The sequence below is a fragment of the Bacillus sp. AFS017336 genome (genome assembly GCF_002555445.1).
Lineage (GTDB): Bacteria > Bacillota > Bacilli > Bacillales > Bacillaceae_G > Gottfriedia.
The window spans coordinates 90,246-109,468 of sequence record NZ_NUCO01000033.1; the positions used below are offsets into that span (position 1 = coordinate 90,246).

Annotated in this window: 23 protein-coding genes; 18 read left to right on the plus strand and 5 right to left on the minus strand. The window is 30.6% G+C overall.

The features are described from left to right. Positions 1–241: 241 nt before the first annotated feature. The 6 genes from CN601_RS19075 (at position 242) to CN601_RS19090 (ending at position 4,032) form a co-directional block, all read left to right on the plus strand. A complete protein-coding gene (locus tag CN601_RS19075; RefSeq protein ID WP_098171974.1) occupies positions 242–478 on the plus strand; it encodes a hypothetical protein in 237 nt (78 codons plus the stop codon). Positions 479–585: 107 nt separating this feature from the next. Then, positions 586–1,029 carry a hypothetical protein gene (locus CN601_RS19080; protein ID WP_098171975.1) on the plus strand — a complete coding sequence of 148 codons (444 nt, stop codon included), beginning with the start codon at positions 586–588 and terminating at the stop codon, positions 1,027–1,029. A gap of 571 nt (positions 1,030–1,600) precedes the next feature. Continuing rightward, the gene (locus CN601_RS27015; protein WP_179865611.1) at positions 1,601–1,738 is read left to right on the plus strand and encodes a hypothetical protein; all 138 of its coding nucleotides are present in this window, start codon (positions 1,601–1,603) and stop codon (positions 1,736–1,738) included. A gap of 52 nt (positions 1,739–1,790) precedes the next feature. Next, positions 1,791–2,924, plus strand: a complete 1,134-nt coding sequence (locus tag CN601_RS19085) for a phage major capsid protein (RefSeq protein WP_098171976.1) — start codon at positions 1,791–1,793, stop codon at positions 2,922–2,924. A gap of 2 nt (positions 2,925–2,926) precedes the next feature. Beyond that, positions 2,927–3,094, plus strand: a complete 168-nt coding sequence (locus CN601_RS27020) for a hypothetical protein (protein WP_179865612.1) — start codon at positions 2,927–2,929, stop codon at positions 3,092–3,094. Between the two features lie 623 nt (positions 3,095–3,717). After that, on the plus strand, positions 3,718–4,032 hold the full coding sequence (locus CN601_RS19090) for a hypothetical protein (RefSeq protein ID WP_098171977.1): 315 nt from the start codon (positions 3,718–3,720) through the stop codon (positions 4,030–4,032). Positions 4,033–4,933: 901 nt separating this feature from the next. Here the strand turns inward: CN601_RS19090 and CN601_RS19095 are convergent. Continuing rightward, positions 4,934–5,839: a DMT family transporter gene (locus CN601_RS19095; protein ID WP_098171993.1), complete on the minus strand. Its 906-nt coding sequence runs from the start codon at positions 5,837–5,839 to the stop codon at positions 4,934–4,936. A 309-nt stretch (positions 5,840–6,148) separates the two neighbouring features. Between CN601_RS19095 and CN601_RS19100 the strand changes: the two genes are divergently transcribed. Continuing rightward, positions 6,149–6,700: an NADPH-dependent FMN reductase gene (locus CN601_RS19100; RefSeq protein ID WP_098118429.1), complete on the plus strand. Its 552-nt coding sequence runs from the start codon at positions 6,149–6,151 to the stop codon at positions 6,698–6,700. Between the two features lie 60 nt (positions 6,701–6,760). On the opposite strand, the gene CN601_RS19105 is transcribed toward CN601_RS19100, so the two are convergent. Then, entirely contained in the window at positions 6,761–7,387 is a 627-nt protein-coding gene (locus tag CN601_RS19105) for a trimeric intracellular cation channel family protein (RefSeq protein ID WP_098118428.1), read from the minus strand. Between the two features lie 173 nt (positions 7,388–7,560). Here CN601_RS19105 and CN601_RS19110 point away from each other — a divergent pair, with 173 nt between their 5' ends. The 7 genes from CN601_RS19110 (at position 7,561) to CN601_RS19140 (ending at position 14,074) form a co-directional block, all read left to right on the plus strand. Beyond that, positions 7,561–8,763, plus strand: a complete 1,203-nt coding sequence (locus CN601_RS19110) for a serine hydrolase domain-containing protein (protein ID WP_179865613.1) — start codon at positions 7,561–7,563, stop codon at positions 8,761–8,763. 124 nt (positions 8,764–8,887) lie between these two features. Beyond that, positions 8,888–9,505, plus strand: coding sequence for an undecaprenyl-diphosphatase (locus CN601_RS19115; RefSeq protein ID WP_098171979.1), 618 nt, complete (start codon positions 8,888–8,890; stop codon positions 9,503–9,505). Beyond that, complete coding sequence (locus tag CN601_RS19120; RefSeq protein WP_098171980.1) at positions 9,502–10,176, plus strand: response regulator transcription factor; 675 nt, start codon at positions 9,502–9,504, stop codon at positions 10,174–10,176. Before CN601_RS19115 ends, CN601_RS19120 begins: the two co-directional genes overlap by 4 nt. After that, positions 10,151–11,506 (plus strand): sensor histidine kinase, encoded by a 1,356-nt coding sequence (locus CN601_RS19125; RefSeq protein ID WP_142317373.1) that lies wholly within the window; start codon positions 10,151–10,153, stop codon positions 11,504–11,506. The genes CN601_RS19120 and CN601_RS19125 overlap by 26 nt, the downstream gene beginning before the upstream one ends. Before the next feature lie 29 nt (positions 11,507–11,535). Continuing rightward, positions 11,536–12,186: a VTT domain-containing protein gene (locus tag CN601_RS19130; protein WP_098171982.1), complete on the plus strand. Its 651-nt coding sequence runs from the start codon at positions 11,536–11,538 to the stop codon at positions 12,184–12,186. Between the two features lie 167 nt (positions 12,187–12,353). After that, the gene (locus CN601_RS19135) at positions 12,354–12,914 is read left to right on the plus strand and encodes a hypothetical protein (RefSeq protein ID WP_098171983.1); all 561 of its coding nucleotides are present in this window, start codon (positions 12,354–12,356) and stop codon (positions 12,912–12,914) included. 32 nt (positions 12,915–12,946) lie between these two features. Then, positions 12,947–14,074 carry an MGDG synthase family glycosyltransferase gene (locus CN601_RS19140; RefSeq protein ID WP_098118421.1) on the plus strand — a complete coding sequence of 376 codons (1,128 nt, stop codon included), beginning with the start codon at positions 12,947–12,949 and terminating at the stop codon, positions 14,072–14,074. A 148-nt stretch (positions 14,075–14,222) separates the two neighbouring features. Here the strand turns inward: CN601_RS19140 and CN601_RS19145 are convergent, their stop codons facing one another. Beyond that, on the minus strand, positions 14,223–14,921 hold the full coding sequence (locus CN601_RS19145; protein ID WP_098171984.1) for a polysaccharide deacetylase family protein: 699 nt from the start codon (positions 14,919–14,921) through the stop codon (positions 14,223–14,225). A 152-nt stretch (positions 14,922–15,073) separates the two neighbouring features. Between CN601_RS19145 and CN601_RS19150 the strand changes: the two genes are divergently transcribed. The 3 genes from CN601_RS19150 to CN601_RS19160 all read left to right on the plus strand — a co-directional run bounded on the left by CN601_RS19150 (position 15,074) and on the right by CN601_RS19160 (position 16,308). After that, the gene (locus CN601_RS19150; RefSeq protein WP_098171985.1) at positions 15,074–15,670 is read left to right on the plus strand and encodes an AAA family ATPase; all 597 of its coding nucleotides are present in this window, start codon (positions 15,074–15,076) and stop codon (positions 15,668–15,670) included. 90 nt (positions 15,671–15,760) lie between these two features. After that, positions 15,761–16,081 (plus strand): YbjQ family protein, encoded by a 321-nt coding sequence (locus CN601_RS19155; protein WP_098171986.1) that lies wholly within the window; start codon positions 15,761–15,763, stop codon positions 16,079–16,081. Next, complete coding sequence (locus CN601_RS19160) at positions 16,081–16,308, plus strand: hypothetical protein (RefSeq protein WP_098171987.1); 228 nt, start codon at positions 16,081–16,083, stop codon at positions 16,306–16,308. Before CN601_RS19155 ends, CN601_RS19160 begins: the two co-directional genes overlap by 1 nt. A gap of 736 nt (positions 16,309–17,044) precedes the next feature. Here the strand turns inward: CN601_RS19160 and CN601_RS19165 are convergent. Next, entirely contained in the window at positions 17,045–18,112 is a 1,068-nt protein-coding gene (locus CN601_RS19165) for a pyruvate kinase (RefSeq protein ID WP_098171988.1), read from the minus strand. A gap of 242 nt (positions 18,113–18,354) precedes the next feature. On the opposite strand from CN601_RS19165, the gene CN601_RS19170 reads away from it, so the two are divergent. Further along, positions 18,355–18,921 (plus strand): class I SAM-dependent methyltransferase, encoded by a 567-nt coding sequence (locus tag CN601_RS19170; protein ID WP_098171989.1) that lies wholly within the window; start codon positions 18,355–18,357, stop codon positions 18,919–18,921. Between the two features lie 50 nt (positions 18,922–18,971). Here CN601_RS19170 and CN601_RS27025 read toward each other — a convergent pair. Continuing rightward, positions 18,972–19,223 (minus strand): hypothetical protein (locus CN601_RS27025; protein WP_179865614.1); only part of this gene is annotated, 252 nt, incomplete at its 5' end.

A 19,223-nucleotide genomic window follows, 5' to 3' on the forward strand; every position in this document is an offset into this window, starting at 1 on the left:
AAGTATTGCCGCTCAATACGTATTTCTCTATTTGATTTAATCGAAATGCATCGGAAAAAAGAGCCATCTAATTAGGTGGTTTTTTTTATATTTAAAAAGGAGAAAATTTCAGTTAAAATTATCTTGTTCAACTAAATGGCAGTTTAGTTGTATAAGAAAAGTTTGAAAAATGGTACGATGAAAGTTTATAAATTGATATAATTTATCTATCCAAGTAGTCCCAACTTTTAAGGAGAGAAAAATGAGATTTGGAAAAATATTACTTTTATTAGGGTTAATACTATTCGTTCTAGCAATACCTCTAGCAAACTTGTTAGGCGGGATGGCTACTGGTGGACCTGATGTTCCTTGGTGGAAATTTTGGGAAGCATTCTTTATTGCTGAAGCAATACCAATACTAATGATACTTATTGGAATAATTATCATGATTTTTATTAGTTGGAGAAGAAGAAAAATTGAAGAAGATGGAACTTATTGAACTAACGCATGCGTTAGTTGAATAAGAAAACGTCGAAAGACGTTTTTTTATTTTGTCTGAATGTTACATACTAAATAAAAAGTATAAGAGATAAGGAGGTGTAAATATTGTTATCAAAGCAAAAAGAAAGAGCTATCGAGGAGTTGCTACGGTATTATGTGAGCTTTAAAAAGAGCATTTGCGAACTTGAAAACGAACTGAAATATTTGCATCTTCCTACACTTGTACCTAAATACGATAAATATTCAAATCAGCATTACATTCCTAATGATACAGAGTATTGCAGCATTGAAAATATAGAAAGTCCTAGAGTAAAAATATTAGAGCGTAGGATCGAAAAACTAAAATTGATTGTAAATTGTATTGAACGTTCAATTACTGCATTACAAGAGCCAGAAAAAAGATTTCTGGAGCTGCGGTATTTTCAGGAAAAACCATTACACATAGTATTAGAGGAATTACATTATTCACCTACCAGCAGATATGTAGCCTATCGAATACGACAAAAGATTTTAAATAGTTTCAGCATCAGTTTAAATAACTTGCTTTAATAGGTGGAAGATTAATAACAAATGATTACATTTCCCCCGAAATGCTAACGTTTAAAAAACACTAGTTTACAGGAAGTTTCCTAGTGTTTTTTTTATTCATATTTTTCATAGTAGGCAGAAAATTAGCAAATAATAGAAATAGCTTTTTAATTAGCCATTAAAAAGGGAAATAGTATTACAACGGTAATAAGTCGCTAAAAAGTTTGTAGACAACTTTAGATAGTGATATTGATTTAAGGAATATTAAGCTATTTCAGACGAGGTTATTTTGTGTTTCTTAGTGTTTATGAGTGTTTGAGCAGCATCTCGTAAACGAGCATCGAGCAGTATTTTGTGAGTGTCATTTTTCTGGAGATAATGGCTCTTACTTCTAAAAGTAGTATTGAAAAATCGAACTTCTAAACGTTTCAAATTTACGATTCTTACAACTTTTTTGTCATTGATTGTAAGAATACTTTCTTTCTAAATAGTGTTTTCATAACAATTTGTTCGTAGAAGGGGTGAACATGTCAACAGGAGCGGAAAATCCTTTGAGCATGTTCACCTTTTTAAATGTAAGGCGGTGAAATAGGTGTCAAAAGAAAACAACAAAGATAAAAAGATGAACGCTGAGGAAATTTCCTTAGAATACGCTGAAAAGCAAGCAGCACAACAAAACGCTGCTAACATTCCTCCAGCAAAAACTAAATCTACAGAAGAAAAAAAGTAAATGTTTCACATTTCATTGAACATAAATTAACAAATTGAAAGTAGTGAAATAAATGTTAAAACAACTAGAGAAACGCAATTTTGAAATCAGGAGCTATCCTGAGAATCTTGAGCAACGCAATAATTTGATTTCTAGCATGGAAAACATGCTTAAACAAGCTAAACAAGAAAACAGATCATTCTCAGTAGAGGAATTAGAAGATTTCAATTCTAAAAAATTAGAGGTTGCTACTTTAGATAGTAAAGAAGAATTAAAAGCATTATCTACTCGAAGTGTAGGTAAAGCAGCAAAAGAAATTACACCTGAGATTCGCAGCTTTATTGAGTACCTTACTGAAAAGCGAGGACTTGCAGCAGGATCAAATGGGGCAATCATACCAGTTTCAATCAGTACCATGGTTATCCAAAAAATTAAGGAGCTATCACCAGTACTATCTGAAGCAACTATTTTTTCAGTAAAAGGTGACTTAGAAGTTCCTTCTTATAGCTGGGATACAATCACTGCTGGATATGTGCCAGAGCTTACACCAGTTACAGGAAGTGGCGGTAACTTTACTGGAGTTAAATTAGGTTCAGTAATCGCTGGAGCATTAACGGTTCTATCTAATAGTTTAATCAATCGTTCTGCGGATTTAGATGTAGTTTCAATTATCGTTCTACAATTAGCACGCAGTCTTACTGACTTTTTGGAAAGAGAGTTATTAGTTGGAACTGGTGGAGCTGGAAAGATTCAAGGTAGTTTAGCTACTGGAATTACAAACAACGTAACTGGAGCTACTACTTTAACTATTACTAGCGATGAACTAATTGATGTTCAGATGGGAATTAAGAGTGTTTATCAAGATGGAGCTTTATGGATTATGGCTCCTACTACTTATAAAATGATTCGTAAATTAAAAGATACTCAAAATCGTTACTTAATTGGTAACATGGAAACTGGTGATGGATTCACATTACTAGGTAAACCAGTTTATTTATCTGAGAATATGCCAGTGCTAGGAGTTGGGGCGAAAGCCATCTTCTACGGAAACCTAAAAGGACTATCAATTAAATTCGCTCAGGAGATGCAAGTAAAAGTCTTACAAGAGCGTTTCGCAGATTCGTACAGCACGGGCATTATCGGATTCGTAGAGATTGATGCAGTAGTGTCTGATGCTCAAGCGTTAAGTATGTACACAGGTAAATAGGTATGAGACTACAATGTCTATGTAACTTTCATGCAGTAGGATTCTTAGGGCATCTACATGAAGTCATTGAGGTAACGGATCATAAACAAGCGATAGACTTAATTAACTTTGGTTTCTGTCAGCAAGTGTATGAAGATGTACCAGCTAAGAAGTCACGCAGTAAGAAGTAAGTAAAGGAGTAAGTGAGGGAGTAAGTTTCCTCACTTACTTTTATTTATCAAGTTGTTGAATCATCCATCCAGTAAATGCAACAAATAAAACAACTCCAATTATTACTACAAATTGTAATAAAACCATTTTCTCATCCCTTTTAAATTGATATAAAAAGTATTATTACCAACAGTTATTTAAACTTAAATTGTTTATTTTTAGAAAAAATTCTGGTAATACCCCCGTACTTACTTCCAATTTTTTGGTATTTTTTCTACACCCTTCACAACTAGTACGCTTAAAAAAATGTCCCTATAAAAAATGCCTATCTATCCCATATTGAGAATAGTTCTCAACCATTATTAAAGATATTTTTTTATAAAATATGGCTATACTGGTTATCAAACCTTGAATAGTAGTAAATTCGTTAGTGAGCATCCAGTAAAATGGATGCTTTTTACTTTTATTGAGCCATGAGAACTAATGAAAAATCATTTTACATACTAACCTACGGTCAATGCAGCAAATAAGCCTTAAAAAGAGCGTTTCGATAAAGGGTACTCTCTTTATTTGTCGGTATTTGTTTAGTTTCTGTTTATAAAAATGTGCCAATAATGGTTAATACAATAAGGAGTTGAGAAATATGGAAGATATAAAAATAACATATAGTGGAAAATATGAAGAAATATTTTTGACAGGAAAACAAATTGAAGATTTTATCGGTTGGATTATTAATCAAGCCTATGATTTATATCATGAAGGTGAATATTGGAGAGTAATGTGGTTTGATAGACACGAAATGAGGTTTAAGATTGAATTTATGGATGCTAATGAAATTGTTAATCAAGTAGAAATATCCATACAAAAAAACGAGGATCATATTAATTATGAAATTTACAATGCTCAATATCCTTATAACAACGGGATTATCGACAGAGGAATTTATATAATCAAGTAAATTAGAGTATTCCTTAACTGGAGTACTCTTTTTTTATTGCGGATCAATAGCAGCTCGTTCAGGTGTAAAAGGGTTATTTATGGAAATATCTATAGATTTGTTGAGTTATTTACCTATTTACCTGAGTAAATATAGGGATTCACCATAAGAATTCATATTTGATTTTTATAAAAAATAAGTTCAAAAGATTGCCTTTGAGGTAAAAAAGAGAACATATATTCTGGTTTTATGAAATAGTTTATGGTAAAATTAGGTAGAGTAGAGTTGGCTAGGTATCTTTCTTCGCAGTGTAGATTTAGTGTAAGTAAAAGTGTAGGCAGTGTAGGTAAGAGTGTAGGCTACATACACTCTATAAAGTCAATAGTATCAAGGATTTTCTTTAAATAGTGTAGGTATGTAGGTATGTAATAATATTTATAGTATTTTTTTATATGTAAAAAGAAATTGGTGCAAATTTGGTGCAAAAATAGGTGCAAAACTATGAAAATTTACAACAAATTATGATAGCCTATTTCTCCAAAGGCAAGGTTTTATAGGGTTTTACGCTATTTTTTGATAGAAGTTGATATGGTAATCTTTCTTCGGTAAGAAGGGAGGTGATATGGTGACTGGTTATGAGATTGCAAATTTAATTATTCAATGTGTTGGAATAACTGCAACTGTAATCTTTAGCATAATCGGTATTATCATTTCTATGAGCAAAAAAAAATAACCACCCTACCCCTCGACTGGTTGTGGTGATTATTTCTTCACTGGGATCCGAGGAAAGCAACTTTACAATTACTACTCGGAAGGGATGTGTTCGCAGCACATCCCTTTTTATTATATTCTATATATTTTTATTATAGTCTTTTTAGTATTATTTGACAATGAAGATACAGTTCTTTTGCAGTGTGAATATTTAATTTGCTATTTTTTCATTCGAATTTTGCGATACTTTTTTCGGAGAATTCAGTAGTAAAATTAAAGCAATACCTAAAAATGTTAGAAAAATTCCAATTACTTGTGTTGTTGTTGGCTTAAAGCCTGTAATGACTGTATCTAACACAATCGCAACCGCCGGATCTAAGAATGTTAAAACAGCAATCATATTAGAAGGTAAAAATCGTATATTACCAAAAAATAATGCATATATGATGCCAGTATGTACAAAACCGATTATTAAAATAAAACTCCAGTTTTCAAGATGTAACTGTTGAAACGAGCCAAACTTAACAAAAGGAATTAATAGTAGAAAGCCTAATGTTGTTTGTAGCAATGTAGTAAAGTAAGAGCTTGTTTGTGTGATTCCTTTATTTACAATCATTAAAAATCCGTAAAAAATTGCAGCGAGAAAGGCCCAAATAACTCCTGAAGAAAGTAGTTTATCAATTGAAAAATCAGAAGTAAGTCCCGATAAAAGAATTGATCCGATAAAACTACTTAAAACACCTAGTAAAGGCACTAATGTTATTCTTTCCTTATAAATTAAGCTTCCTAATAAAAATAAAATAACAGGGGCCAGGTAATAAATTGAAATTGAGATTGTAACAGATAAATTTTCAAATGACTTAAATAGAAATACCCAATTTAGCACTAATAAGATACCGCTAAACAATGAAAGAGTTATATCTTTTTTATTAAATATTTCTCTTTTAGATAATCCTGAAAAATACCATACCGCGATTAAAAATATACTCGCAAAAACACATCTTATGAACACTAAATCAATGGCTTCTAGTCCTGTTTTAGGTGCAACGAAGCCCACTGTTCCGAATGTAGCCATTGCGATCATTATACTAATGGTTGCCTTTTTATTTCCTGCCATTTTCCCCAATACGCTTCACATCCATTTCAATTGTAAATTAAATATTCTGTCAAATAAGTATATACTAATCTATATTATTATATCAATCTTAGAAATCAGGTGTAATTTAGAAAAAAGGTGGAAGTAGGACTTATTAATTAATATTATTTTTTTTCGAAATATTTCAAGTCTAATTATTCTTTAAATTCACACCTAAAATATTGGGCAAATGTTTAAATTTCATTTATACTATAAAATGTAGTTTCAAAGAATTTGAAGAAGTTTGTCAAAAAACTACATTTATTATTTGACAATGTGAGGGGAAAATAAATGAATATCGTTGTAGTCAATGGTACACCAAGAGCTAATGGGAGAACTAGATTCTTAGCAAAACAAATTGCAGAATCTTATAATTATTCAGTTATAGATTTAGCTGTTGAACAAGTTCCTCTTTATAATGGAGAGCTTGCACAAAAAGAATTAGATTCAGTTAAATCAATTAAAGAGGCATTAGTAAAAGCAGATGGGATCATTATGTGTACACCAGAGTACAATAATGCGATGAGCGGGGCTTTAAAAAACTTAGTAGAGCTATTAGGTTCTGAGCCATTTAAGAAAAAGCCAATTTCATTATTAGCAGTAGCTGGTGGAGGAAAAGGCGGCATCAACGCTTTAAATAACATGAGAACAGTAGTGCGTGGAGTGTATGGAAATGCTTTACCAAAACAATTAATTTTAGATCCTGTTGATTTCGAAAATGATACAATCGTAAAACCTGAAGCTTTTGCTAAAGTAGCTGATGTAATTGATGAATTAAAAGAATATGTACAAAAAGAAATTTTATATAAAGAATTCTTAGAATCAAATTGTGTTTCTAAGTAAATGATTAATGGTCCTAATTGATAGTTGATTAGGACCATTAAAAATAGCTTAACAATTATGTCAAGCTATAAATGATTTATCATTAACTTTTCTAATAGGGAAATTAACTTTGTATCTTACAGCAATTATTCTAATAGCTGTTGTAATTAGAAAACAAATATACAAAGATTGAAGCTTCGTAAATTCGCCATGTGTAAATAAAATTGATACCGAACCAATTATGGCTGCAATTGCATAAATTTCTTTTTGGAATACAAATGGAATTTCTCTAGCGAATACATCACGCATAATTCCACCACCGATTCCAGTGATTAATCCCATTGAAATAATTAAAAAAGAACCTTTTAATCCATGATCAATTGCTGAGTATGAGCCAACAGCAGTAAAAACACCAAGACCAATTGCATCAGTAATAATTAAAGTTGATTGGAATTGCTTTGTATGTTGATAAAATAACCATGTTACAATTGAAACAACTGCACTTACGATAAAGTATTGAGGTTTTGCAAAAGCATTCGGTACAGTTTGACCTAAAATAATATCACGAATTAATCCACCGCCCAATGCTGTACATGCAGCTAAAAAAACAACACCAAATAAGTCTAACTTCTTTTGAATACCAACCAAAGTACCTGAAATGCTTGCAGCGATAATTCCTGCATAAACAAAAACCTCAATCAAAATCATTCGTTCTATCCCCTTAATTCCATTTTCTAAGATTCATTTTAGCAACAGGAAAGCCCTATTACAATATTAAAATAATTTTGTAAACGCTTCATTTAAAAAATATTTTTCTACAGCGAAAATTTACAGTTTTTTACATAATTTTCACTAAATTCTCAGGACTGGAGATGGTATATTTGCCAAACAAATTTGATCTACAAAAAAATAAAAATATGGCTAAAGATATTCAAATAGTTATGGAAAAATATAAAATTGTCGGTTGTCAGGCAGCAGCTGTGTGTAAAGAACAGCTTATTTGGACAGATGCTTTTGGTTATCGAAATTTAGAAACAAAAGAGCCAGTTACTGAAAATACGATGTTTCGTATTGCTTCAATTTCCAAACTTTTTACTGCAACAGCAATTATGCAATTATTTGAAAGGAATTTACTAAAATTAGATGAAGATATTAGTCTCTATCTAGGATTCAAAGTAAGAAATCCAAATTTCCCAAATGAAGTTATTACAATCAGACAAATCTTAACCCATACATCATCTCTCAACTCAGACGAACTATCCAATAGCACTTATGCAAAGTTTATTAGAGAAGGTCATTCAAATTTTTCATTACAACTTAAAGATTTACTTGTTGAAAATGGTAAATATTTTATGAAAGAAATTTGGGGAGAATGGAAACCAGGAAGTCAATTTGTGTATTCGAATATTGGAGCAATTATTTGTGGTGCAATTATTGAAAAAATCTCGAAGTTACGATTTGATCAATACATTAAACAAACAATCTTTGATCCTTTAGAAATGAAGAATGTAGCTTTTTCCTATTCAAATATTAATAGTAGCCATGAACTTGCAAACCTTTATGAACATAATAATGATATGCAAAACTATAAAATAACAATTGAAGATGTTAAACAAAATGAATATCCAGAAAATTATTGGGATGATTACACAATAGGAAATCACGGAGGCTTATTTGAACCACAAGGTGGACTAAGGACAACTGCAATTGAATTAAGTAAATTTTTAAGAGCACATATGTTAAATGGAAAGCTAAACGGAAAACAAATTCTAGAACCAAAAACGTCTAAATTAATGAAATCAATTCAATGGTCAAGAGAAGAAGAAAATCATTTTTTTAGTAAAATGGGTCTTGGTTTTCATATTACTCACGACTTCCTTACTGAATACAATGAAATGATTGGACATTCAGGTGAAGCATACGGTTTAATCAGCAATCTATATTGGCATGAAGAAAAACAAGTTGGCATCATCTTTATTTTAAACGGAAGCCAATTCGATCTAACACAAAATACAAGATTCGATGTAGAAAAAGAACTAGCAGAAGTAATATATAAACAAGTAATCGAAAATAATAATGACTAAACAAAAAGGATCTATTTTTTAATAGGTCCTTTTTCATTTTCCAATGATCTTTCGTTTTTTTTCATCATTTTTTCATAAAACTTTTGTATAATGATTTCCGAACTAAAAAATGGAGGAAATTTAAATGAACTACTCAATATTTAAACTCATCAATGGATTAGCTGGTAATTGGCCGATTTTAGATAACTTCATGATCTTTTTATCTAAATCTGCCATTCTAATTCTAATCGCACTTTTATGCTATTTATGGTTTCAAAAAGGAAATGTACGTAAATATACTGCATTTTATATTGTTTTAACTCTTATATTAGCACTTGGTTGTAACTTTATTATCCATCAATTTTATTATCACGCTCGACCGTTTGTTAATCATCACGTGAATAAACTAATTACACATTCCTCTGATTCATCTTTTGTAAGTGATCACGGGACACTAGTATTTTCTACTGCAATTATATTGTTACTTAGAAAAAATAGTTTAGCTAAATATGTACTTGTATGGGCGATATTAGTTGGAATTTCACGAATCTATGTAGGAGTACACTATCCATTTGATATTATTGGAGCATTTATTTTAGCTGCAATATCAGCAATAATCGTACTAAAAACAACGTCACTTACAGAACCATTAATGAAAATATTATTGAGATTTTACGAAATAATAATTAGAAAATTACCTTTAAATCTAAGAAAAAAATTATCTCTAATGACTAAAGAACTAAATAGAGGAGATCTAAATTGAAGATTTTATTTGCAGAGGACGACCAAAAATTAGGGAAATTGACGACTCATTTATTAAAAACACAAACGCCATTTCAAATCGAATGGACAACTAACGGTAAACAAGCATTGGAATTAGCCATTCACTATGATTTTGATTTACTTATTTTAGACTGGATGTTACCTGAAATTAGTGGGTTAGAAATATGCAAAAGGCTAAGAAACAAAGGGTTTAAAGGGCCGATATTAATGTTAACAGCAAGAGATAGTATTGATAATCGAGTTGAAGGATTAGAAGCTGGTGCGGATGACTATTTGATTAAACCATTCGATTTTAGTGAACTTGCCGCAAGAATTAAAGTGCTTAACCGACGAAATTTTGCGCCACTTCAAGAAGAACTAATTTCGATTGAAGACTTAACTTATAATCGGACAAACTTTAGTTTAAATAGAGGAAATGAACAAATCATTTTAACCCAAAGGGAGTTACAATTATTTGATTTATTAGTGAAAAATAGAGGAATCGTGCTGACTAGAGAAATAATATTTGAAAGGGTTTGGGGGATTGAATCAGAAGTTACAAGCAATGCAGTTGATGCTTATGTAAAAAACCTTAGAAAAAAAATTGATCCACCAAATCAGAAAACTTATATAAAGAGTGTTAGAGGTGTTGGATATACAATCGAAAAATGAAACATCATTATTTCATCAAATCAGCAAGCGATTAACATTTTTTAATCTTAGAATTTTAATGATTTTCATTATATTATTTAATATTTCAGTTGGAGTTGTTTTGTCTTTTTATATTTATTTAGACCAAAAGAGTGATCTAATTGCAGTTTTAAAAGCAGAAGTAAAAGAAGTAAAAATGAATGCTTCATCTCTTACTACTGATAATAATACTACCCCTAGAAAACATAATCGTAAAAAAGTTTATTTTAATTATTTTCTAAATAAAAATAATGAATATGAAATCTATGATGAAACGACACCTGGGTATACAAACGATATTGAAAAAGTTTTAAATAAGATCAACTCAAATCAAAATAAGGCAGTAATAAAACGAATTGCACCTCACGATAAGGAAGAATTAAATTTAATGATTGTATCGGAGAAAATATTTGATTCATCAAATCATTACATCGGAACAATTTATAGTGGTAAAGATTTGTCGTCGGTTGTTTATTTAATAAAACAGTTTATTAGTATCTCATTTCTACTTTCAATAATCTTCTGTTTTATGGCGTATTACTTTGGCAAAAAAATTACAAGTCAGGCAATGGAACCGATTATTAAATCTTATAAAGAACAGCAAGAGTTTGTAGAAAACGCATCGCATGAACTAAGAACACCGTTATCTGTATTACAAGCAGGTATTGATGTACTAAATACTGAACAAGACCGCCTATCTGATTTTGGAAAAGAGACATTATCCGATTTAAAAAAGGAATTGAGTGATACACGTAATCTCGTTCATCAATTACTTTTTCTAGCAAGACTCGATAACAAACAAATCGCCAAAGCAAATATTGAAGAATTTAGGATTGATACCTTTACTGAACAAACACAAAAGGCATGGCAATACAAAGCAACTGAGAAAAAACAACATATTCACGTGATGAATGAAGAACAATTTATCGTTAAGGCGAATCAAGAAAGTTTTAAGCAGTTGATTAGTATCTTTGTTGATAATGCACTGAAATACTCATCTGAACAAAGTACGATTTCACTAAATTACTATGTAATGATCGAGAAAAAAGCAAAATACTTCTTTTTTGAAATAATTGATAATGGAATTGGGATTGCTCCTGAATTACAAGAGAAAATTTTTAATCGTTTTTTTCGTATAGAGGAACATAGGTCAAGGGAAGAGGGAAACACTGGGCTCGGATTATCAATCGCGAAATCGATTATTGATTCTTTTAATGGGGAAATTATTGTGAATAGCGAACTTGGAAAAGGGAGTACTTTTACAATTAAAATTCCTATTTCAAAATTATTCCAAGTTATTAAAAATAGATAAGCTTTAAAAAGAAATTTGGGAGGATTTACATGGAGATCGTTAAAAATTTTATTGATCTAATCTTGCATTTAGATCAGCATTTATTATCATTTGTTCAACATTATGGATCATTAACATATATCATTTTGCTTGTAATTATTTTATTGGAAACTGGGCTTGTTGTGACACCGTTTTTACCAGGAGATTCATTAATTTTTACAGCAGGTGCACTGTCAGCTTTACATTTATTAAATTTTTATGTGTTATTAATTCTTTTAATAATCGCAGCAACCTTAGGTGATTCATTGAATTATTTAATTGGTAACAAACTCGGAAGAAAATTAATTAAAAGTAAAAAAATAAATTCAAAATACATTCGTGAAACTGAAGATTTTTATAAGAAAAAAGGTCCCAAGTTTATTGTATTAGCAAGGTTTATTCCTATTATTAGAACATTTGCACCATTTGTTGCAGGGATTGGTGAGATGAAATATTCCAAATTTATACCGTACAATATTTTCGGCGCAACCATTTGGGTTGGTTTAATGGTGTCATTAGGTTACTTTTTCGGTAATATTCCAGTTATTAAAAATCATTTTGGTTTTTTAACGATTGGCATAATTTTTGTTTCAATCATACCAATAATAGTAGATTTATTTAAGAAATTTAGTAAGGAAAGTAAATTAAAACAAAATTTATAAATTCATCTAATTTTTATACTATTTTCATTAAATTTTCACTTTTATTTTGTACATTTAGTATAAAAAAGTAGCGGAAATAGTATAAGTTGGTTTTTCCTTGAAAGCCTACTAAAAATAGATCATTTATTTTCTATTTTTTCTGCTCAAATTGAAAGGAATTAAGCAAAATGATTAGTAATTGGATAAAAAATAAATCTGAGAGAAAATTAATTTATATAGCATTAGTAATTGCAGTAATTATTTTTTTTCTAGCTACATCGAAAACTATTCACCGAACTGATTTATCGATGAATATTGGACAACATATACAACATGGTTTACATGAAAAGGATCCATTAAAATTTTATGCAAAAGATAAAGGATCGCTTGGAAGGCTAGGAGTATTTGCTGCATTTATTCTATTTCCTTTATATTTTATAATCAGATTAAAGAAACTAAAGGACTATAAAGAATTAAAGAGATTTTTAAGTAAATTACTGAAATGGTGCAAATTAATCCATGTACCAATCGCGTTAATAACTTTTGCTTTAGTCACAGTACATTCTGTTATTATGACGTTCTTTGAATGGAAAACTGATGCTGTTTATGTTTCTGGTGTAATAACTTATTTGCTATTACTACCATTAGGTATTTTTGGATTTTTACGATATAAACGTAAGGATAAAAACTGGCATTACTATCTATCCTTTGCAGTAGTAATCTCAATGTTAATTCATACATTCATTTAAATATATTGTCTTTTTGCGAGAGGTTGGTCATTATGGGAGTGCAGCCTAAAATACTTGTGGTTACATCGAGTTTTGGAAACGGGCATAAGCAAGTATCAAATGCCTTAAAAAGTGAATTTGAACAAGTTAACTTTAAGGATGTTACAATTATAGATATATACAAAGAAGCATATCCAACAATAAATGTTTTCGCTAAAAGTATCCATTTACAATTATTCCAACATGCTCAAACAATTTATAAATGGTTCTTTTATGGGACAGAAAAATTATTTAGCACAGTTATATTTGACAGGTTATTGGAATTATGTGGGAGGAAAATAAAAAGTATTCTCCAAAACGAGATGCCAGATATTATTATAACTACATTTCCTGTTGGATCAGTTGCGAAATGGAAAAAGTATTCTTCCCATCCATGTAAATTATTTACAGTTGTTACCGATTATTATATTCACCGATCATGGATTCATAATGAAATTGATCGCTACTATATTGCAACAGAAGGATTAATTCAGCAAATGGTGAATTTAGGCGTATCTATATCAAAAATATTTGTAAGTGGTATTCCACTTCGACAAGAATTTAAAGAAGTGGATGTTTTAAACGAACAATCAAGTATATCTAAGTCTAATCACCAAATTTTAATTGTTGCTGGGGCAGTTGGAATATTAAAAGATGTTGAAAAAATGGCCAAGCAGTTATTGATTGATACAAAACATAATCTTACAGTTGTTTGTGGCTATAATCGAATTCTTTATAATAAATTAATTAATTTGAAAGAAGTATATGAAGAGCGGTTACAAGTATTTGGTTATGTAAACGATATTCGTAATTTATATAGAAAATCTGACTTGTTAATTACTAAGCCTGGTGGAATCACATTATCGGAAAGCATAGCTTGTAGTTTACCGACAATCCTATACAAACCAACACCTGGTCAAGAGAAAGAGAATTCACGAATTTTCGAAAATGCAGGAGCCTCTGTAACAGTAAAATCAATTCAAGAATTAACATTTTATATTAATCAAATTCTTTTTAAAGCAAATTGTTTGGAACAGATGAAATATTCATTAACGACATTAAATAAAGGATTTAGCTCACAGTTAATTGTTAATGATATTTTTAGTTCAATTTCCAAAAATTTTAATAAAAGGCTGTCCTAAAAGTCCTGTAAAATGACTTCTAGGTCGGTCTTTTTTTTGTTTAAAAAATATGCAAGTAAAGTTTTAAATGATTAGATGTGAGAATATGGGGATTTTCGGATCATTTATGTAATAAGAAAAGAGAGTGCAAATGAACTCTCTTTTTTAACTATTCATTAATTAGAACAAACTCATACTGATTTTCAAAACATTGTAAAATATAGCTTTCTAAAGCTTTGATTGTGTAGCTAGGTGCGTCCTCATCTGCACCAACTGTATCCCCATTATCATGTAATAACACAATTGACCCTGCTTTAGTTTGTTTTACTAAACGGTTTAATATGCCTTGACTTCCATGTTTACTGCTCCAATCATTTGCCATGACAGACCATAAAATAAGTCGGTATTTCCTTTGGAATAAAAGCGGAAGTGAAACAAGTCCCCAAGGCGGTCGATAATAAATTGGATCATAATTAGTTAAATTCTTTATAATATCAGCAGTCTTATCTATTTGATTTTTTAAGGAATTCGGACTTAGAAACCAATTACAGTTATGTTTATAATTGTGAATAGCAAGTAAGTGTCCCTCTTCGTGTATTCTTTTAATAATTGCAGGATGCTTTTCTGCTTCGGAACCTAATACAAAAAAAGTTGCCTTTATTGAATGGGACCTTAATAAATCAAGAAGTAAAGACGTATAAACCGGGTGTGGACCATCGTCAAAAGTTAAAGCGATTTGTTTTTTTCGGTTTGAAACTTGATTAATTGAAAATAAATTGAATAGCCTTGTTAACAAACTCGGAATTGGACCATAAAAAAGAAATAGTACTAATAGTAAACTTCCGATTGTAATGAAAAATCTAACCATAAATTCTCCTTAATACTCTTTAAATGAAATAACAATATAGTATTATTATAGTCCAAATTGTTATTTGTTGGTATTTAGAAGACGAGAATATTATGATGAAATATGATTGGCTTTATTTGAATGATAAATTTTAATAATGGGTAGGTGATAATATGAACAAAATTATTTCAATTCAAGGTGGAATGGCTGTTGGGAAAACAACTTTAGCGAAAACATTAGAAAAACAATTCAAAAGCATTAAAGTAATATACGAAAATCCATATCCTATTGTTAATAAAAGAAATAATTTGAAACTTGATCTACATACATTAGAAGGGTTTATTGAAAACCAAAAATTGTTTATTGAGGCAGAAATTAAGCGCTTTGAACAATTAAAGAATAACCTTGTCATTTTAGATCGAGGTCCAGAGGATATTGAATTCTACACACTGTATTTTCCAATCGCAAACGGTTACATATGGGATATTGAAAATCGTTTAAAAGATGAACTTGGTGAACTAAGGAAATGCAGATCAGATTTAGTTTTCTACTTAGATGCTGAATTAGAAACACTACAATTTAGAAAACAAAATGATTTATCAAAAAGAAGAAATTCATTTAATCAAAATATGGAGTTATATTTGTATGAAAAAGACTGGTATAAGCAGTTTAATACCAAATTTATTAATGTAAATAAGAGATCTCCTGACGAAGTAGAAAAACTTGTCTTACAAATTTTAACAGAAAATGCTATTCTTAATAATGAATGACATACAATATTCAATATTTTATAAAGGGATTATATTCGTGTACACGAATTATTACTTTATACGTAGAAAAAATTTTATGAGGTGATATTTATGATGGTAGTTACAACTGAAAACATTGAAGGCTACAAAGTAGTAGAAGTGAAAGGTCCTGTATTTGGTGTAATCGTTCGAAGTCGCGGATTAGGTGGAGACATTTTAGCTGGCCTAAAAAGTCTTGTTGGTGGAGAAATCAAACAATACACTGCAATGCTTGAAGATGCACGAAAAGAAGCGATGGATCGAATGACTAAAAATGCTAGTGAAATGGATGCAAATGCAATAATTATGATGCGCTTCGATTCTGGAGAAATTGGGCAAAACATGAGTGAAATCGTAGCTTATGGAACTGCAGTTGTAGTTGAGAGAATATAGTGAAATTTCTATTCGCTTTTTATGGAATTCAGATTTTAATCGTTCTTATTTGTTTACTACTTGGCTATTTTGTATATGATAAACGTTTCAATCGAAACCATGGAAATCAAATCCCCCAAGGATTTCAGCGAACTAACGAGGTTAATATTGACCCGGTGACTGGTGAAAAAACTAGAGTTTATTTTAATCCAGATAACGGTGAACGATTTTATAAAAAAGAAAAGTAGTGTGAGGTGGTCCCGAATTTTGGGGCAACCTTTTTTTATTTGGATCATTTAAAAAGACTAGTTATAAAATTAGTCATAAAAATAGTGCAGTACAAATAAGGCTGAGGGACGTACAATTTAATGTTTGAAAGTCGCTAATTAGGGGGCAAGAAATGTATAAAAAAAACTTATTGCAAATAAGAATGTAAAATGTGCAAATAAAAGTCTGAAGGCTGCAAATAACAGTTCAGACACTGCAATTAAAGGATAAACTGCAATTAAAAATAGTAAAACTGCAATTAAAATTAGTGAAACTGCAATTAAAATAGTCAAAAGTGCAATTAAAATTGGTGAAACTGCAAATAAAATCCCTGTAATCCCTAATTAGAAAAGTTAATACCCATGGCGGTAGGGGTATTTATTCATGTTATTCATCATTAATAATAGACAATCACTGAGTTTGCTTAAATTCTATCCAAATCGGCAAGAAAATAGAAGAAAACTGTTAAATTTCAAACAAATAGGAATCTAAAATCAGCTTCACTCCTTTCAGATACCCCATCTTTGCTTCAAGTTTTAAAGTGTTATATCAAAATTTATTTGAAAAAAGGCGAAAGCAAAAAAAAGACCACATTATGGTCTTTTTCATTTTGCTAAATAATCTGAACAGTCATCACCCCTGAAAGGTATGACAAACCCATGAATATGCAGACTAAAGTCTTGAAACCGAGTGTTTAGATTGTTCATTTCAAACATCCTACTTTATTGAAGAATTAATCAATTCAAGCATATCACCAAAATCAAAAGTCGATTTCGCTTTAACAGTCTCAGCAAACTGCGATACAAGTTTCAACGTTTCAATGCTCTCAACAGGATGATGCCCTGCAGCGCTTTCAGCAGAAAGCATGACGGCATTCGTTCCGTCCATTACTGCTTGAAAAACATCAGTTACTTCAGCTCTTGTCGGTAATGAGTGATCGACCATTGACTGGAGCATTTGTGTTGCTGTGATTACATAAGTATTAGTGGAATTGCATTCATGAATCATTGCTCTTTGTAAAAGTGGAATCCATTGGTAAGGAAGTTCGACTCCTAAATCACCGCGAGCAATCATAATTGCATCTGTTTCTTTATTAATCTCTTTAAAGTTTTTTATTGCTTCAATTGTTTCTATTTTTGCGACTAATTGTGGGATTTTTCCATTTTTTGATTTGATAAAATTCCTAACTTCATTTAAATGTGATGCACGTCTGATAAATGAACAAGCAATAAAATCTAAGTTTTCTTGTAAGATGAATTCGATATCTTTTTGATCTTTCTCGGTTATAGCTGGTAAGCTTGTATTTACACCTGGTAGGTTAACACCTTTATGGGAAGATATTTCTCCGCCAACTTTAACTGAAGTGACAACTTTATGATTATTTACGTCTTCAACAATGAGTTCTACTTCACCGTCATTTATTAAGATACGATTGCCCGGCTTCACATCGTTTATTATGCCTTTATAATCAACACTTGCTTGATTACGATTACCTGTACTTTCATCAATAACGAGTGTAAAAGTTTGATTAGGTTCAAGAATAATTTTGTCACCTTCAATTGTTCCTAATCGAATTTTTGGGCCTTGGAGATCTCCTAAAATCTTTATGTTTTTTCCAGTCTGTAAATTTATTGATTTTATTTGTTCGATAACACTATGATGACTTTCGTGTGTTCCATGAGAAAAATTTAGTCTTGCGATTGTCATTCCGTGTTCTATTAATTCAGACAGTATTTTTTTATCAAAACTAGCCGGTCCAATCGTACATATTCGATCAATTGTCATTTAAACGCCTCCATTTACTGGAATTATTATACCCAAGATATAGGCTAAGAATTTAAATCAATAAATTAGATATTTTACGAAATTAAGTTAAAGGTAAATGATTCATTTTCTAAAATTCAAAACTTGAAAAAATATGATATCTACTAAAATTTGACATTTTTCTACGAATAAAAGAGGAATTTATGGTGCAGGTAAAGAATTATACTAATTGATTAAAATCTAGTTTGAGGTGAATGAATCGAATGTCGATTAACCGTGAAAAATTAAGAGTCGTAATAGGAGCTGGAGGATATAACAATAATCCAACTTGGATTCAAACTCAAGAAGAAGAACTTAATTTATTAGAAAAGTCTACTTGGGAAAGAAAATTTGAAAAAAATACACTTTCAGCTATTTTAGCCGAACATGTTTGGGAGCATCTTACATATGAAGAAGGCATAAAAGCAGCTGAAATTTGTTATGAATATTTACAGCCATCAGGTTATATTCGTTGTGCTGTACCAGATGGTTTTTTTCAAGATGAAACCTATCAAAATATTGTAAAGGTAGGCGGCCCTGGGCCAAAAGATCATCCAGCAGCTAGCCATAAAATTGTATATAATTATAAAACGCTTATTACTATGTTTGAAACAGCGGGCTTTGAAGTGACATTATTAGAATACTGTGATGAAGATGGAACGTTTCATTTTAATGAATGGGATGGGAAGGATGGTATTATTTTTCGTTCAAAACAATATGATCCTAGAAACCATGGAGAAAAAGTACTGTTTCCTTCAATAATAGTTGATGCAGTAAAGCGATTGTTTTAATCACAAATAAAGAACTGAGGCTAGTCTTCAGTTCTTTTTGACATGTAAAATTAATAAATCATAATGTCTCTAATTGCTTTTGTTATCCGGTCGACTTGACCTTGAAACATCATAGAGGGTATAAAAAGTGACTCTTCAGGGTGATTTATGACAAGGTATGCACTATATGAAGCTGTTTCTTTATAGCGATATTGCAGATTAACTCGCGTAATATGCTGTGCTGGAATCGTTCGTTTGAATCCCCAATGTTCATATGTAACCTCATTTTCATTGATCCTAATCTGTAGATTTACAATGAAAAC

Coding starts and splice junctions, on each gene's coding strand:
- CN601_RS19105 (WP_098118428.1), bottom strand. CDS start 7,387: ATGATTTTGATTGAGGTTTTTGTTTATGCAGGAATTATCGCTGCAAGC.
- CN601_RS19165 (WP_098171988.1), bottom strand. CDS start 18,112: ATGACAATTGATCGAATATGTACGATTGGACCGGCTAGTTTTGATAAA.
- CN601_RS19115 (WP_098171979.1), top strand. CDS start 8,888: ATGAACTACTCAATATTTAAACTCATCAATGGATTAGCTGGTAATTGG.
- CN601_RS19085 (WP_098171976.1), top strand. CDS start 1,791: ATGTTAAAACAACTAGAGAAACGCAATTTTGAAATCAGGAGCTATCCT.
- CN601_RS19155 (WP_098171986.1), top strand. CDS start 15,761: ATGATGGTAGTTACAACTGAAAACATTGAAGGCTACAAAGTAGTAGAA.
- CN601_RS19075 (WP_098171974.1), top strand. CDS start 242: ATGAGATTTGGAAAAATATTACTTTTATTAGGGTTAATACTATTCGTT.
- CN601_RS19130 (WP_098171982.1), top strand. CDS start 11,536: ATGGAGATCGTTAAAAATTTTATTGATCTAATCTTGCATTTAGATCAG.
- CN601_RS19095 (WP_098171993.1), bottom strand. CDS start 5,839: ATGGCAGGAAATAAAAAGGCAACCATTAGTATAATGATCGCAATGGCT.
- CN601_RS19145 (WP_098171984.1), bottom strand. CDS start 14,921: ATGGTTAGATTTTTCATTACAATCGGAAGTTTACTATTAGTACTATTT.
- CN601_RS19135 (WP_098171983.1), top strand. CDS start 12,354: ATGATTAGTAATTGGATAAAAAATAAATCTGAGAGAAAATTAATTTAT.
- CN601_RS19090 (WP_098171977.1), top strand. CDS start 3,718: ATGGAAGATATAAAAATAACATATAGTGGAAAATATGAAGAAATATTT.
- CN601_RS19140 (WP_098118421.1), top strand. CDS start 12,947: ATGGGAGTGCAGCCTAAAATACTTGTGGTTACATCGAGTTTTGGAAAC.
- CN601_RS19170 (WP_098171989.1), top strand. CDS start 18,355: ATGTCGATTAACCGTGAAAAATTAAGAGTCGTAATAGGAGCTGGAGGA.
- CN601_RS19150 (WP_098171985.1), top strand. CDS start 15,074: ATGAACAAAATTATTTCAATTCAAGGTGGAATGGCTGTTGGGAAAACA.
- CN601_RS27020 (WP_179865612.1), top strand. CDS start 2,927: ATGAGACTACAATGTCTATGTAACTTTCATGCAGTAGGATTCTTAGGG.
- CN601_RS19100 (WP_098118429.1), top strand. CDS start 6,149: ATGAATATCGTTGTAGTCAATGGTACACCAAGAGCTAATGGGAGAACT.